Source organism: Ottowia thiooxydans (assembly GCF_040548795.1).
In the GTDB taxonomy this organism is placed as follows: domain Bacteria; phylum Pseudomonadota; class Gammaproteobacteria; order Burkholderiales; family Burkholderiaceae_C; genus Ottowia; species Ottowia thiooxydans_A.
The window spans coordinates 72,818-87,373 of record NZ_JBEPSH010000013.1 but is presented as its reverse complement, the minus strand read 5'-3'; the positions used below and the strand labels follow the sequence as shown (position 1 = coordinate 87,373).

At 60.7% G+C, this 14,556-nt stretch carries 13 protein-coding genes; all 13 read right to left on the bottom strand.

Going from position 1 to position 14,556, the window contains the following annotated elements:
* Nucleotides 1–44: 44 nt before the first annotated feature.
* Nucleotides 45–1,271, bottom strand: coding sequence for a pyridoxal phosphate-dependent aminotransferase (locus ABIE13_RS25140; RefSeq protein WP_354448633.1), 1,227 nt, complete (start codon nt 1,269–1,271; stop codon nt 45–47).
* Nucleotide 1,272: 1 nt separating this feature from the next.
* Entirely contained in the window at nt 1,273–2,163 is an 891-nt protein-coding gene (gene dapA / locus ABIE13_RS25135; protein WP_354448631.1) for a 4-hydroxy-tetrahydrodipicolinate synthase, read from the bottom strand.
* Between the two features lie 590 nt (nt 2,164–2,753).
* Nucleotides 2,754–3,575: an N-formylglutamate deformylase gene (hutG, locus tag ABIE13_RS25130; RefSeq protein WP_354448629.1), complete on the bottom strand. Its 822-nt coding sequence runs from the start codon at nt 3,573–3,575 to the stop codon at nt 2,754–2,756.
* Nucleotides 3,572–4,957: a formimidoylglutamate deiminase gene (locus ABIE13_RS25125; protein ID WP_354448627.1), complete on the bottom strand. Its 1,386-nt coding sequence runs from the start codon at nt 4,955–4,957 to the stop codon at nt 3,572–3,574. The genes hutG and ABIE13_RS25125 overlap by 4 nt, the downstream gene beginning before the upstream one ends.
* Nucleotides 4,954–6,177, bottom strand: a complete 1,224-nt coding sequence (gene hutI / locus ABIE13_RS25120) for an imidazolonepropionase (RefSeq protein ID WP_436278482.1) — start codon at nt 6,175–6,177, stop codon at nt 4,954–4,956. Before hutI ends, ABIE13_RS25125 begins: the two co-directional genes overlap by 4 nt.
* Before the next feature lie 2 nt (nt 6,178–6,179).
* Entirely contained in the window at nt 6,180–6,758 is a 579-nt protein-coding gene (locus ABIE13_RS25115) for a HutD/Ves family protein (protein WP_354448625.1), read from the bottom strand.
* A gap of 12 nt (nt 6,759–6,770) precedes the next feature.
* Entirely contained in the window at nt 6,771–7,577 is an 807-nt protein-coding gene (locus tag ABIE13_RS25110) for an ABC transporter ATP-binding protein (RefSeq protein WP_354448623.1), read from the bottom strand.
* An 8-nt stretch (nt 7,578–7,585) separates the two neighbouring features.
* Entirely contained in the window at nt 7,586–8,467 is an 882-nt protein-coding gene (locus tag ABIE13_RS25105) for an ABC transporter ATP-binding protein (RefSeq protein ID WP_354448621.1), read from the bottom strand.
* A 4-nt stretch (nt 8,468–8,471) separates the two neighbouring features.
* On the bottom strand, nt 8,472–9,305 hold the full coding sequence (locus ABIE13_RS25100) for an ABC transporter permease (RefSeq protein WP_354448619.1): 834 nt from the start codon (nt 9,303–9,305) through the stop codon (nt 8,472–8,474).
* On the bottom strand, nt 9,292–10,269 hold the full coding sequence (locus tag ABIE13_RS25095; protein ID WP_354448617.1) for an ABC transporter permease: 978 nt from the start codon (nt 10,267–10,269) through the stop codon (nt 9,292–9,294). Before ABIE13_RS25095 ends, ABIE13_RS25100 begins: the two co-directional genes overlap by 14 nt.
* Before the next feature lie 2 nt (nt 10,270–10,271).
* Nucleotides 10,272–11,672, bottom strand: coding sequence for an MmgE/PrpD family protein (locus ABIE13_RS25090; protein ID WP_354448615.1), 1,401 nt, complete (start codon nt 11,670–11,672; stop codon nt 10,272–10,274).
* Complete coding sequence (locus ABIE13_RS25085; RefSeq protein WP_354448613.1) at nt 11,660–13,273, bottom strand: ABC transporter substrate-binding protein; 1,614 nt, start codon at nt 13,271–13,273, stop codon at nt 11,660–11,662. The genes ABIE13_RS25090 and ABIE13_RS25085 overlap by 13 nt, the downstream gene beginning before the upstream one ends.
* A 46-nt stretch (nt 13,274–13,319) precedes the next feature.
* A complete protein-coding gene (locus ABIE13_RS25080; protein ID WP_354448611.1) occupies nt 13,320–14,555 on the bottom strand; it encodes a methylaspartate ammonia-lyase in 1,236 nt (411 codons plus the stop codon).
* Nucleotide 14,556 lies beyond the last annotated feature (1 nt).

Genomic DNA, 14,556 nt, shown 5'->3' with positions numbered 1-14,556 from the left:
GTTGACTTGCACGAACACTAAAACGAACACGAGAACAAGATTTTTTAGCTCTGCACGGCCGCCGTCAGAAGCCGGCTCAGGCCTTGCTCGATCGTCTTTTCGTCGGTGGCAAATGAAATCCTGACCCATCCAGGCGCGCCAAAGACGGACCCGGGAACCGCGGCCACGTGTTGGGTTGCCAGTAGCCATTCACAGAAAGCCATGTCCGGTTCTGCGATCTTGCGAAAGCGTGTGCCGCCCGAGAACGCTTCATTCAAATCCAGCATGGCGTAAAACGCTCCATCGGGTCGCGGGATCTTCACGCCGGGATGACTCTTTGCGATTTGCATCACCAGATCACGGCGCCGATGGTATGCCGTGACCATGTTGTCGATGGATTCCCGTGGGCCGTTGAGGGCTGCTACCGTAGCCGCTTGGCTGATGGAGCTTGGGCCGAGGGTCGTTTGAGCCTGAAGGTTGGCCATGGCCTCGATGATGTCGGCCGGGCCGGCTGCAAAACCGAGCCTCCATCCCGTCATGGCAAACGCCTTGGAAACGCCGTTGGCGACAAGAATGCGTCCCGCGAGATCTGGGCAGAGTTTCAGCAAGGACTCTGGGCGTTCGGGTGTGTAGTGCAGATGCTCGTAGATCTCATCAGAGAGGATCAAGACGTCAGGCCGCTCGCGGAGGGCCTCGCCCAGAGCCAGGAGTTCGTCTTTTGTGTAGACCAGGCCCGAAGGATTGCTGGGCGTGTTCAATATGAACCAGCGCGTACGCGGGCCCATGGCCGCGCGTAGTTCTTGCGCGGTCAATCGGTCGCCGCTGGGGCGCACAAATGCAGGCACGCCGCCCGCCGCGTAAACCATCCCTGTGTACGCAGCCCAGTACGGAACGGGCAGGAGCACTTCGTCGCCTGGCTCCAAGGTGACAGCGAGGGCGTTGGAGATGACTTGCTTGGAGCCATTTCCAACCATGACTTCGTCATCGCTGAAAGACAGGCCGTTCTCCCTCAGGAACTTCTGCCTCACGGCTTCGCGCACCGCCAAGGTTCCCCGCACTGCGGTGTAGTGGGTGTCCCCTTCGCGCATGGCCTTGATTGCCGCGTCGATGACATGCGCCGGGGTATCAAAATCTGGCTCACCGGCTGTCAATGAATCGACCTTGATCCCCTGGGCTTGCATGTCAGCGACTTTGGCAATCGCTTCATAGATCTTGGACGTGGTCACCATGGCCATGCGGTCGGCGACGCGTTTTTGCGGATGGAGTGCTTTGATGTCGGAGATCATGTTCATTTCATTCACCCAATTGTTCAAATGCCTGCTGCAAGCGGGACATGGTTTGCTGGCGTGCCGGCAGAAGGGGAAGGCGCGGATGGCCAAAGTCAAATCCCTTCAGCTGCAGAGCGGCTTTCAGGCCAGAAGGATTCATCTCGGAATAGACGGCGTCGGCCAAGTTGGCGTAGCGTTGGTGGATCTTCATGGCGCCTTGCATGTCGCCGGCCTGCACGAGCGCCTGCATCTGGTTCCACGGGGCAGGGTCCAGATTGGAAAGTGCCAGGACACCTCCAACGGCACCCAATGCAATCTGTGCGGGGAACAAAGGTTCTTCGCCGGACAATACGGCAAGCTTGTTGCCGGCCAGTTGCACAAGACGGGTCAACTTCGCAAAGTCGGACCCACTGTATTTGATGCCGATGATCGTCCCATCCTCAGCCATTTGGGCGATGGTGTCGGCGCGCAATTCGATCTGGGTGCGGCGCGGAATCTCATACAGGACGATGGGGAGCTGCAAAGCCGCCTTGTAGTTGGAAAAGTAGGCGCGCACGCCTTCGTCGGTGCCTAAGGCGTAGTAGGGCGTGACCACCATCAGCCCATCCGCTCCGGCGTCTCTGGCAGCAAGTCCTGATTGGACGGCGTCCTCGTAGCCGGTTGCCAGAACGCCCGCGATGACAGGAATACGCCCACTCGCTGCTTCCACTGTCCAGCGCACCACATTTTGTCGCTCTTGGGGGGATAGCGCGGGGTATTCGCCCGTGCCACCAAGGGGCGCTAAGCCTGCAGCGCCCTTTTCAATGAGATATTGAACGTGTGCATGGATGGCATCCCGATTGATCTTGCCTTGCGAATCAAAGGGCGTCGCTGTGGCGCAAATGATGCCTCGCAAACTCTCCGTACTGATGGACATAAAACCTTCTTAAAATTGCATTGCAATTCAATTGAATTACAGAGCAATTTTAAAGTTTCGAAACTTAGGTTTGCAATGAGGGTTTTATCTACTATGCAAAGCGGGAAATGTTCAGGCAGGCAACGGAAAGTCAGAGAGAGACTCCGATAAAGCGTCGACTTGCCGTGTCAGGGTTGCCGTTGGCACCTACATCCAAATCCCTTGATACGCGAGACACCAAGTACGGCGGACTTGAACGCTATGGCTGTGCGCGTTGATTTGTGGCGTCTTTAGCAGGAGCGACGTTCAGGGTGCAGTCGTCCGAAGAAATAGCCGACGTGGTGACCGGGGGCTCAGGCTTGGGCTCCATGCAGCTCTTCCAATGCTGGATGAATTCAACAGGTCTGCCAGGCATTGGAGGCAGCGGTAAAGAACACCAGGTCGCACGGGCGCGGACCAATCTCATGGAGCCCTACAACCGGCAGAGGCCGTGTCAGTCCGCAGAGTTGCAGAACGCCCGATCAGATCATCGGGCGCCTCGGACGGGCATAAGTAGGCGAGATAGGGGGTGCCTGAGTGACGTCAATCTGGTCCAGGACGGTTCAAGCTCGTCAACGAGCAGCTTCCTGCGCATGATCGAGCACCGCCTGCAGCATGCGCTGAAGGTGCGGCTGCACCTGGGCTGCCAAGTCTGGCGTAAAAGCGAATGGCAGCGTTTCCTGCATGTAGCTGCACTGCGTCATCTCCAGTTGCACCGCATGCTGCCCATCGTGGGGCCGCCCGTGGTGACGCGTGATGTACCCACCGGTAAAGCGCCCATTGAGCACACTGGTGTAGCCGGTGGCTTCTTTGGCGATCGCCAGCAGCCGATCGGCAAGGGTGGGGTCACAGCTGGCGCCCTTGGCGGTGCCCAGGTTCAGATCGGTCAGTTTGCCTTCGAAAAAACGCGGCAGGACGGAGCGGATCGAATGGGCGTCCCACAACATGGCAATGCCGTGCTGTGCCTTGATGCGTGCCAATTCGCTGGCGAGCTTGGCGTGATAGGGGTGCCAGATCGCATCGCGGCGCGCGGCCACTTCAGCGTTGTCCGGTTGGTCAGAAGGGCTGGAGTAGATGGGGGTGTCGTCGAAGGTGTCGATCGGGCACAGGCCTGTCACGCTTTGGCCAGGGTACAGGCTGGCCCCATCCGGAGGACGGTTCAGATCGATCACATAGCGCGAATGCGTGGCCACCAGAATGGAAGCACCCATGGCCTCTGCAAAATCGTACAAACGTTCCAGATGCCAGTCTGTATCAGGTACATGGCGGGCTTCAGCTGTGAAGCGCGCCGCGAGTTCTGGCGGTACATGGGTACCCGCGTGCGGCATGGAGACCAGCAAAGGGCTGGTTCCTTGTCGGAAATGAAACGGGGGTTCGTTGGTGGAGAATTTCATGGACTGTCCTTCAGGAGCTCGGAACGGGCGGCCACAAGGCCTCTGGCGGCGGCGGCATGCGCTTCGTGGCGCGTGCCGCGCACGCGGGTCTGGCCTGCCACGTAGACGCTTTCAATGGCACTGGTGCGGTGGCTGGCAAACACGTGTGCCGACAGCATTTCAGGGCCCTGCAAACCCGCCATGGACGGGTGCTGTGCGTCCAGAATAACCAGGTCGGCCTGCTGACCTGCGGCAAGGCCTGCCACAGGCCGACCTGCAGCCTGCGCGCCACCAGCCACGGCGGCCAGCAGCATGGCGGAGGCGACCTGCGGATGCGCGGCCGTCGCCATGACATTGCGGCGGCGCGTAGCCAGGCGCTGCCCGTACTCCAGCAGCATCAATTCTTCAGCGGCATTGACGCAGGCATGGCTGTCTGAACCTATGCCCCACGCACCCCCTGCAGATTGCCATGCAGGCCAGTCGAACAGACCGTCGCCGAGGTTGGCTTCAGTACTGGGACACAAACCCGCCACAGCGCCGCTGGCGGCGGCGCGACGGTACTCGCCTGCGTCCATGTGCGTGGCATGCACCAGGCACCAGCGAGCGTCCACTGGCGCGTGTTCGAGCAGCCACGCCACGGGGCGCTGGCCACTCCATGCAAGGCAGTCTTCAACTTCCTGGGTTTGCTCGGCGATGTGGATGTGCACGGGCGCAGTTGCATCGAGTGCGTGCAGGCCTGAGACCACCTCGTGCAGCGCTTGCGGCGGTACGGCCCGCAGCGAATGCGGCGCCAGTCCCACGCGTACGCCTTGCGCGCCATTGAATGGCTGCAAGCGCTCCAACAGCCTGAGCATGTTGTCAGTGGAGCGGATGAAACGGCGTTGCCCGTCATTGGGAGACTTGCCGCCAAAGCCGCTGGCCTGATAGAGCACCGGCAAAAGCGTCAGGCCTATGCCTGCGCGCTGCGCTGCCCGAATAAGAGCCCATGCGAGTTCCGCGTCGTCTGCATAGGGCGTTCCGTCTCGGTCGTGATGCAGATAGTGGAATTCACAGACGCTGGTATAGCCAGCCTCCAGCATCTCCACGTACAGGCCGAAGGCAATGTCCTCGAGCAAGGCGGGATCGAGACGGCTCGCGAAGCGGTACATCAGCGTGCGCCAACTCCAGAAGCTGTCTTGCGCAGCGCCGCGGTATTCAGTAAGGCCCGCCATGCCGCGCTGAAATGCGTGGGAATGCAGGTTAGGCAGGCCGGGCAGCACGGGGCCTTTTGCTTGCACTGTGCTATCAGGGCAAGTCGTGTCAGTCTGAACCGCTACCAGCGTGCCCAGGCTGTCCCAACGAAGCAGAACGTGGCGAGCCCAGCCGGTGGGTAGCAAGGCGTCGTCTGCAAACACACTGCTCATACGCCGCCTTCTTCGATACGCCCGTGGCGGACGACACAGCGCACCGGCTTCTGGCCAAACCAATAGGCCATCTCTGCAGCGTCCTTCAAATTCCACAGCACGAAGTTGGCAGGCCGGCCTGGGGCGAGCTCCCCGTGGGTTTGCTGCAAGCCGAGCGCGCGTGCCGCATGGGTGGTGATACCCGCAATCGCTTCAGGAACAGTCAGCCTGAAAAGCGTGCACGCCATATTCGCCATCAGCAGCAGGCTGAGAGCAGGCGAGGTGCCGGGGTTGTGGTCGGTTGAGACGGCCATGGGCACTCCTGCCGCCCGCAGGGCTTCAATCGGGGGAAGGTGGGTGTCCCGGAGCGTGTAATAGGCGCCTGGTAAAAGTACGGCCACCGTGCCCGCCGCTGCCATGGCGTCAATGCCATCTTGAGACAAGTGCTCAATGTGGTCGCAAGAGAGCGCTCCGAAGCGCGCTGCCAGTGCCGCGCCCCCCATGTCGGACAACTGCTCTGCATGCAGCTTCACCGGAATACCCAAGGCTTGCGCGGCTAGAAAAACCTGCTCCGTCTCCGCCAGGGAGAAGGCGATGCTTTCACAAAATACGTCTACCGCATCGACCAGACCTTCGTCATGAAGCGCGGGCATCATTTCATTGCACACAAGGTCGATGTAGGCCTGACTGCGGCCAGCGTACTCGGGTGGCAAGGCGTGCGCACCCAGGAACGTCGTGCGCACGGTCACGTTGTGCGCAGTGGCCAGGCGGCGGGCCACACGCAGTTGCTTGCGCTCGTGTTCCAACGACAAGCCGTAGCCCGATTTGATCTCTATCGCGCAAACGCCTTCACTCAACAGCTGCTGCAATCGTGCCGACGCGCTGTTGAAGAGCTCGTCTTCGCTGGCTTCTCGCGTGGCGCGCACGCTGGAAACAATGCCCCCGCCGGCTCTGGCGATCTCTTCGTAGCTGGCGCCGGCCAGGCGCATGGCAAATTCGTTGGCCCGCTGGCCGCCATAGACCAGATGGGTGTGACAGTCCACCAGGCCGGGGGTGACCAGCGCGCCGCGCCCATCGTGCCTCTTGGATGACGCATATTGTTCCGGAACCGCATGGGTAGAGCCGATCCAGGCCAGGAGGCCTTTCTCGACGACGAGCGCGCATGGCTGCCCATCGATGCCTTGCAAGTCGGTCCACAGGCCATCGGCAGAAGAGGAAGTGGCTGAGGAAAGCATGTTCATGTCTATGGGGCCGCGCGCCATTGCACCGCCAGCATGGCGGCGTTCGGATCGGAGGTTTTCAGGCTCCACTGTGCAGGAGCCGACGCCCACCACAAGCCTTGTCCGGGTAGGAGGGACTGGTCGCCGGCTTGCCAATGGCCGCTTTGCGCAAGCAACAAGCCGTATGGCGTGCAAGGCAGCTCAGTGGCTCCGCGGATCACCTGCAGCTCGGCCTTGAGCCGGCTTCGCCGAGTCATGACATTGAAATCGCGAGACGACTGGCCTTTCAGGCGGCAGTCAATGCTTGCATCTCCGCTGAACTCAAACGGCTCAAGTGCAATGGTAAGGTCGTGGTCTATGCCTCGGCCACTCAAATGCACGCCGTCGCCGTCCAGCAAGGTGATGATGCGGTCCACGTCTTCGAATACCGAAAACGGACCGTCGGCGTCAATGCTGGCGATCGAAATTCGCCAGTCGAAACCATCCATATCAGCACCTGGCGGCCAAGTGGCGATTTCCCGTGTTTGCCCACCCTTGTTCTTCCAGGGCATGTCGGGTATCTGCGCTACATCGAAGCGCTGGAAGATGGGCTCGGGCGGCACGATATGACTGACTCAGACACTGCCCAGGACAGGCACGGCTGCAACCAGACGCTGGGTATAAGCATGCTGAGGGTTGGTAAGCACCTCCTGCGCAGAGCCCATTTCCACGATCTCGCCCTTCATCATGACCGCCACCCGGTCGGCAAAGGCCCGTGCGATGGAAATGTCATGGGTGATCATGAGGTAGGCGACCTGGCGGGAGCGCTGGATATCCAACATGAGGTTCAGCACCTGGCCGCGGATGGAGACGTCAGCACCCGAGAGTGGTTCGTCCGCAATGATCAGCCGCGGCTCCATGGCCAGCGAACGCGCAATGGACACGCGCTGGCGTTGCCCCCCGCTGAGCTCGTGCGAATAGCGGTCAATGAAGCGGCTGGCGGGCCGAAGGCCTACGTCTTCAAGCAGGCGCAGGCAGCGCGCTTCACCCTCGCCGGGTTGCTTCCAGAGCGCTTGCATCAGCAACTCTCTAACCGATTTGCGCGGATTCAAAGCAGCCGTCGAATCCTGGAAGATGGGCTGCATTCGCGTGCGCACGTCGCGAAAGACTTCGGGCGGCATACCCGTCAGGCGCTGGTGGTCAAACGAGACGCTGCCCACGTCCGGTTGCAATAGACCGAGGGCGATGCGTCCCAGCGTGGATTTGCCGGATCCGCTTTCGCCAACCAGAGCGACGATCTCTCCAGAATGAACCGTGAGACTCACCGATCTGACGGCATGGAAGAGGCCACCGCCAGGTGACTTGAAGCTCTTGCTGACGTTGTCGAGCACCAACAGCGGGTCAGCTGCATTCGCCAGATGGGAGGGGTTGGTATTTGGCATGCCTGTCTTTAGTCCTGGGCGGTGGAATATTCGCCTTCGATGGTCGCGAAACGGCCATCCGCGCTGCGCGCTGCCTGGGCCGCCTGTATCAGTCCCCGCGTGTAGGGGTGTTCTGGGGTCGCCAAGACCTGCTGTGTCGCGCCTGATTCGACGATACGGCTGCGGAACATCACGTAGACGCGTTCACATTCTTCCCACACCACCCCAAGATCGTGGCTGATAAGCAGCATGGCCATGCCCAGACGTTGGCGTAGATCGCGCAGCAGCGTCAGGATTTCTGCTTGCGTGGTGACATCCAGGGCCGTGGTCGGTTCGTCCGCGATCAACAGGCGTGGGCGGCAACCCAGCGCGATGGCCAGCAGCACCCGCTGACGCATCCCCCCTGAAAGCTCGTGAGGGTAAGAGCGCGCCGCAGTGCTCGGCAGCCGCACCAGTTCCAGCAGTTCTGCCACCCGAGCCTGTACGTCCTTGGTGGCTTTGTCGTGGCGTTCAACGCTTTCAGCGATTTGCCGTCCGACACGCATGACGGGGTTCAGGTAGCTCAACGGATCCTGAAACACCATGGCCACGGGATGACCGCGCATATCTTCCCATTGGCGATTGGAATAGCGGGTCACGTCGTGGCCGTCGATGGTGATGCGTCCGGCTTCGATGCGGGCAATACGTTCCGGGAGCAGGCCCAGCATGGCCCGGGCCACCGTGGATTTACCGGAGCCCGATTCACCTACCAGAGCGACGGATTCACCTTCGCGAACAACGATGGAGACGTTCTGCACGGCCGTCACGCTGTCGTTGCGAGAGCGGTATTCCACGCGAAGTCCTTCTGTTTGCAGCAGAGGCTTGGCGCCGTTCTTGGCTACGCCGTGGTCAGGTTGATGTTCATTGGACATGGACTTACCTCGCATTGCGTGGGTTGAGCACGGCGGCCACGGCATCACCGAACAGGTTGAACGCAAGCACAGTGATGAAGATCGCCATGCCGGGGAAGAAGGACAGCCACCAGGCATTGAACAGGAAGCGCTGGCCGCTATTGAGCATGCGGCCCCAGCTCACCAGTTCGGCGCTGGACAAGCCCAGAAAGCTGAGTGAGGCCTCGAGCAGGATGGCCTGACCAATGATGAGCGTGCCTACGGCGAGCACGGGCGCTACCGCGTTGGGAATGACTTCACCAAACAGTACACGGCGCTCGCTCATGCCCAGACAACGCACGGCATCGACGAATTCGAGCTCTTTCACGCGCATCACTTCGCCCCGCATCACCCGTGCAACCTGAGGCCATGCGAGCATACCGACCACCGCGATGATCTGCGGCAGGCCTGTACCGGTCATGGCCACGATCACCGCTGCCAGAATGAAGCTGGGGATCACCTGGAAGAACTCGGACACGCGCATGACGACGACATCGAACCAGCCGCCATAGAAGCCCGCAGCCGAGCCGATCAAAATACCCAGGCCGGTGGCCATGAGTGCCGCGAAGAATCCAACGGTCAGTGAGACTCTGGCACCGTGCAATACACCTGCTGCGACGCTGCGTCCCAACTCATCGGAGCCAATCAGAAATTCGGCTGAAGGGGCGACGAATGAATCGTTGCTGATGACATGCGGATCCAGACTGGGGAAGAATCCCACCGTCAAGGCGATGAGCACCAGTGCGGCGATGAACACCCCGGCGATCATGCCGCTCGGATGGTGGGCCATGCCCTGGAAGAACTTGTTAGCGGGCTTCATTGCTTGTCTTCACTCGTGGGTCGAGAAGGGCGTACAACAGGTCGGTAAAGATATTGATCACGACCACAGAGACGGCGGCGAGCAGGAAAATGCCCTGAAGGACTGGATAGTCACGGTTGGTGATCGAGGTGATGAACAGGCTGCCGATGCCAGGCCATGCGAACACCGTTTCCACCAGAATGGCGCCCGTAAGCGAGTGCCCGAAGTTGTAGCCAATCACAGTGATCACTGGAATCATCGCGTTGGGCAACACGTGCTTCCAGAGGATGGTGCGGCGCGAAAGTCCCTTGGCCTTGGCTGTGAGCACATAGTCGTGGTGCAACGCTTCAGACACGCTGGCGCGCGCAACCCGGGCCACAATCGCGATGTAGAAAATCATCACGCAGAAGGCCGGCATGGCAAGGTGGCGAAGGATGTTCAGCACCAGGTCGATGCCCGTGTACTCCTCTCGCATGCTCCGCATGCCCTGAACGGGCAGCCAGCCCAGTTGGATGGCGAAAACGATCACGAGCATCTGGCCTAGCCAGAACACCGGAACCGAGTAGCCAAACAGTGACAGGGCGGTGATGGCACTGTCCTGAGCCGATCCGGCGCGCGGTGCTGCGGTCACGCCCAGCACGACACCGACGACGGCAGCAAAGAAAAGTGCAGGCACCATCAGCAAAACAGTGGGCCCCAGCCGCGCCAGGATGAGATCGAGCACCGGCATACGGTTGGCAAACGAGAAGCCCAGGTTGCCCTGCATCAGATTCCAGAGGTACAGGCCCAACTGCGTGAGGATGGGCTTGTCGAGGCCAAATTCGGCTCTGATCTTCTCTGCGTAGCCAGGGGGCACGGGGAAGTCGCCAAGCAAGGCGTCGATAGGGTCACCGGGCACCATGTGCACGATGAGAAAGTTCAACACCAGAATGGCAAGCACGATCAGTGCTCCCCAGGCCAGGCGGGAGAGGATGTAACGGCGCATCTTCAACTTCTTTCTTGCGTCTTGGGCGTCAGTCGGGCGACGAGGGCACCGAAGTCCTCGCAACTCTCAAGGGACCAGATCTCATCGGCCAGCGCTTTCGCAGCTGACTCGCCCAGAACCGGTTCAAGCAGGGTTGCTGCCTTGTCACTTAGTTCATGGTCGCTAAGCGGCGCTTCAGGAGCGCCTTTGGCAAAAGGCACGTCCAGGTATTCACTGCGACCATCCTGGAACACCACTTCCAGTGATGGGTAATCCTTGGAGCCCAGAACGCGGTCTGTGCGGATATGGGTGAGCCCCATCAGGCGCTGTATTTCTGGTTCCTGGGTGCGCAGCGGTTGGAACTGCTCGAGCGTCGCGCGCCCGCTTTCGGCCGCCACTGCCAGGCAGTACGGCATGCTGAACTGGGCTTCCAGAAGGCTGCGTACGTCGGTGCGCTCGAACTGCCGCTTGGTTTGTGCATTTCCGTGCACTACAAGCCGGGCAATGCTGCGGCTGTCCTCGGGCGCCCCTGCCATGATGGACAGAATCGCATCGACTGCCGAATGAATGGTACGGCAGCAGGCATAGGGCTTGATACCGGAGTTGAGTATGTGGAAATCCGTACCCAGTCCCGCCACCGCCTGCTCCGGCGTGGCTACGTCAGGAGCGTAGGTGTTGTAGAAACCACCCCACTGCGCATCCAGCACGTGGGCAGGTCCTGTCAGGCCTGACTGCGCGAGCAAGGCGGCACTCACGCCAGTCTCGGCGGCCTTGCCCGGATGGAAACGCTTGACGAGCGCACCGTCGGCCAGGAAAGCCCAGGTACCGCCTGTAAAGGTGCCGGCGATACCCAGCGCATGTGCAAACTCCCTGGCATCCAGTCCAAGCAGTCGCGCAGAGGCTGCGGCCGCACCGAAGCTGCCGCAGGTGCCGGTTGAATGCCAGCCACGCTCATTGTGTGGCCGGTAGCCCCCACTGCCTTCCAGCACTCGCCCTGCCAGGTCATACCCGGCCGCGATGGCGACCATGGCCTCGCGGCCACTGAGCTTGACCGTGGGAGCGAGCGCGCAGACCGCAGGGATCACCACAGCCCCTGAGTGTCCACATCCGCCAAAGTCATCCAGTTCCAGGGCGTGAGCGGCCGTTCCGTTGACCAGGGCGGCTGCTGCGGGAGCCAGCGTGTCACTGCGCCCCCACAAGACGGAGGTACCACTGCCCGAACCCGCACGAGCACCCTTGGCGACCGACTCGACCACCTCGGTGAGTCCTCCCGCGGCCCCGGCGGCCACGGTGTCCAGCAGAAAACGCTTGGCTGCGTGGATGACCTCCGCGGGGAGGTCTTCATAGCGGGCTTGCGCCCAGTAGCGCGCGAGCTGCTCGCTCAACGTGTCACTGGCCTCTGCCCGAGACTTCACTTCATCCACACGCTACCCCACCACTGCTGGTTGGCGGCTTGCCACAGGCCTTGCAAGCGCGTGCTGGCAACTGCAAACTGTGGCTGCTGGTGCAGGTTCAGTACAGGCAGGTCCTTGGCCAGAATTTCCTGGATGCGGTCATAGGCGCGTTGGCGATCTGCTTGTTGGTGAGCGTCACGGCCGGCGTCGAACAGGCGGTCGACCTCTGGGTTCGAGTATTGAGACGCGTTGTTGAAGGTCGTGCCCTTGACGATGGACTCGGTCACGTAGGTACGTGCAATACCCAGCGCTGGATCGCCCAGTGTGGTGTAGGTCTGCAGAGTGGCTTCGAAGTCGTAGTCGGAATAGACGCGTTTGAGAATGACGGGGCGTTCGGCACCTTCCAGCACCACTTTCACGCCGACGGCTTGCCAGAAGCGTTGCAGGGCCTGCGCGGCTGGGAGCCATTCCGGACGGCCGGTTTCAAACAGCAGTCGCATGGTCATGCGGTTACCGTCGGGGCCAGGCTTGAGACCTGCGTCGTCGAGCATCTTGCGTGCGCGAGCCGGATCAAACTTGTACATCTTGTCGTAGTTGACCGCTTTGTTGTAGGCCCACAGGCGTGTGTCGAACGCGCTTTTTGGCACACCACCCAGGTTGTAATAGACCTTGCTGTGGATGAAGTCGCGGTCCATGGCCACCATCAAGGCCTGGCGTACTTCTGGTTTGGACAGAGCAGGGTGCTTGGTGTTCAGGATGATGATGTCGCTGCCTGGGTAGCTGACTTCACGCATCTGGAACTGCGGGTTCTTTTGAAGCATCTGCACGGCGTTCAGCGGCATGTAGTCAGGCACGATGTAGTCGACTTCACCGGCACGCAAAGCGAGCACGCGGGAAGCGGCATCGGGCATGATCTTCAGCACGACCCGGTCAAGATACGGTTCGTTCTTGCGCCAGTAGTCCGTATTGCGGGTCAGCGTGACATGGCTGCCGCGAACCCATTCCGAGATCTTGAATGGCCCGTTACCCACAGGTTGCGTCAAGATGGCAGGACTGCGCAGGATATCGGCACCGCGCAGTACGTGGGCTGGCATCACGGCCGCGTTCTGTTCGCACGCCAGCGAGAACAGGAACGGCGCAAAAGGCTTTTTGAGCTTGATCGTCACGCTCTGTGGCGAAGGCGTCTCGATGCTGTCAATGAACTTCGACGCTGCGTTGAAACGGGGGCCGAACTTGCTGCTGATTTCTTCGAGCGTGAACTTCACGTCCTCGGACGTCACGGGTTTTCCGTCATGCCACTTGGCGTTCTCGAGCTCGAACTTGTAGACAAGGCCGTCGGGTGAGATGTTCCAGGACTTCGCCAGGCCGGGCACGATCTCAAAACCCGGTTTGAAACGGACCAGGCCGTCATAGATGAGGCAACTGGCGGCCACATCGGGCACGGAGTTGGTCGTATTGGGGCTGAGGCTAAGGGGGTCGGTACCCAACACCATCACCGCAGTGCCACCGCGCTTGGGAGTCTGAGCCGTGGCTGCACCAGAGAAGGAGGCCATCAGCGCACCGGTCGCGACGAGCGCGCCGAGGGCTAGGGGCCGGCTCAGAATCTTCGAAAGAAGATGTGAAAGAGTCATTGTTGTCTCCGTAGGGTTGGTCGTTCAGGGGCTGGGTATCAGGTTATCAGGCGCGGTGCTTGATGATGGCAAGGGTGCGCAGCATTTCGTTGGTCAGGATCATGATGCCTTCGTCGGCGCCTATGCCGGGCTTGGACAGAATGAAGTCCGGTCCTGTGGCCAGCGCCATTTGCGCAGTGATGCGCGCGGAAAGATCGGTTTCATTGGCCGTACCGCCAAGGCAGCAGCCCATGCCGTTGGCCTTGCAGAACAGCACGGCTTCGATAGTGTTGTTGATACCACCGAGATCAGGTGCCTTGATCTGAACATAGTCGCTGGCACCAGCTTCGATGAACAAGCGAATATCTTCCAGGGTGTTGCACCATTCATCGGCAATCAGACCCAGCCGGGCGCCACGGGCGGCCAGCAAAGTCTTGAGCTTCTTGAAGATGACGATCTGTTCAGCTTGCGTGGGCGCTATCACGGGGGATTCGATCAACAGGTCGAAAGGCGCGACATCCTTTTCCAGGCCGGCCAGGTAGTCGGCCAAGCCTTCGAGGTTGTCACCGAACAGATCGCCCAGTGTGCCGTAGAGGTCCAGGTGGATGCGTGGCTTGTAGCCTGGGGCGCCCACTTCCTTGATGCGTTTGACGATGGAGCGCGCATATTCGGTCAGCACAATGGCGTTCGGCCCCAGATCCACAGCCATGGTGAACGAAGCGTGGGGCAGTACAGCCGCTTGCTTCATGATCACCCGATCGAGTTGCAGGTTGTCGCCTCGGTGACAGGAGGCCAGCAAGTCGACGGGCTTGGTGCCTACCGTGGAGCCGTATTCAGCGGCAATGATCTCCGCTGCAGTCTTCCGATTGGCATGCGCCGTTGCGGCCAGCAAGGCTTGTGTAATGCCATAGCGCAGCGAGGTGTGCAGGCGGCGCCCATCGGCTTGCATGCTGTCAATTTCGTTGGCATGTGCGCGGAACGTCTTGGCGTCACGCCCGACAAGCCAGGGGCGCACCGTGGATTCCATGAAGGGCAGGTGTTGTTCGGGCACAAACAGGGGGTCACGTCCAGCCACGCCCGAGAAGATCACATCGGCGCATTCACCTACGACGATGCTTTCGTCTTCCAGCACCAGCATGACGGAGAGTATGGCTCCCGGCTGCACGATGGCTTTGTAGCCCGGGGTGATGGGCGCGCCCTCGACGAAGCTGCCGTTGTTGCGGCCATGGGCCTTCACGGCCACCAGGTCCTTGTTGAAATAGCCGGAACGGCCTACGGAGTAAATGACGTCCTTGATCTTCATA

What these genes read in the sequence shown, in the direction of transcription:
- ABIE13_RS25140 (WP_354448633.1), bottom strand. Translation starts at nt 1,271, where the DNA reads ATGAACATGATCTCCGACATCAAAGCACTCCATCCGCAAAAACGCGTC.
- ABIE13_RS25080 (WP_354448611.1), bottom strand. Translation starts at nt 14,555, where the DNA reads ATGAAGATCAAGGACGTCATTTACTCCGTAGGCCGTTCCGGCTATTTC.
- hutG (WP_354448629.1), bottom strand. Translation starts at nt 3,575, where the DNA reads ATGAAATTCTCCACCAACGAACCCCCGTTTCATTTCCGACAAGGAACC.
- dapA (WP_354448631.1), bottom strand. Translation starts at nt 2,163, where the DNA reads ATGTCCATCAGTACGGAGAGTTTGCGAGGCATCATTTGCGCCACAGCG.
- hutI (WP_436278482.1), bottom strand. Translation starts at nt 6,177, where the DNA reads ATGAACATGCTTTCCTCAGCCACTTCCTCTTCTGCCGATGGCCTGTGG.
- ABIE13_RS25085 (WP_354448613.1), bottom strand. Translation starts at nt 13,273, where the DNA reads ATGACTCTTTCACATCTTCTTTCGAAGATTCTGAGCCGGCCCCTAGCC.
- ABIE13_RS25125 (WP_354448627.1), bottom strand. Translation starts at nt 4,957, where the DNA reads ATGAGCAGTGTGTTTGCAGACGACGCCTTGCTACCCACCGGCTGGGCT.
- ABIE13_RS25095 (WP_354448617.1), bottom strand. Translation starts at nt 10,269, where the DNA reads ATGCGCCGTTACATCCTCTCCCGCCTGGCCTGGGGAGCACTGATCGTG.
- ABIE13_RS25110 (WP_354448623.1), bottom strand. Translation starts at nt 7,577, where the DNA reads ATGCCAAATACCAACCCCTCCCATCTGGCGAATGCAGCTGACCCGCTG.
- ABIE13_RS25100 (WP_354448619.1), bottom strand. Translation starts at nt 9,305, where the DNA reads ATGAAGCCCGCTAACAAGTTCTTCCAGGGCATGGCCCACCATCCGAGC.
- ABIE13_RS25105 (WP_354448621.1), bottom strand. Translation starts at nt 8,467, where the DNA reads ATGTCCAATGAACATCAACCTGACCACGGCGTAGCCAAGAACGGCGCC.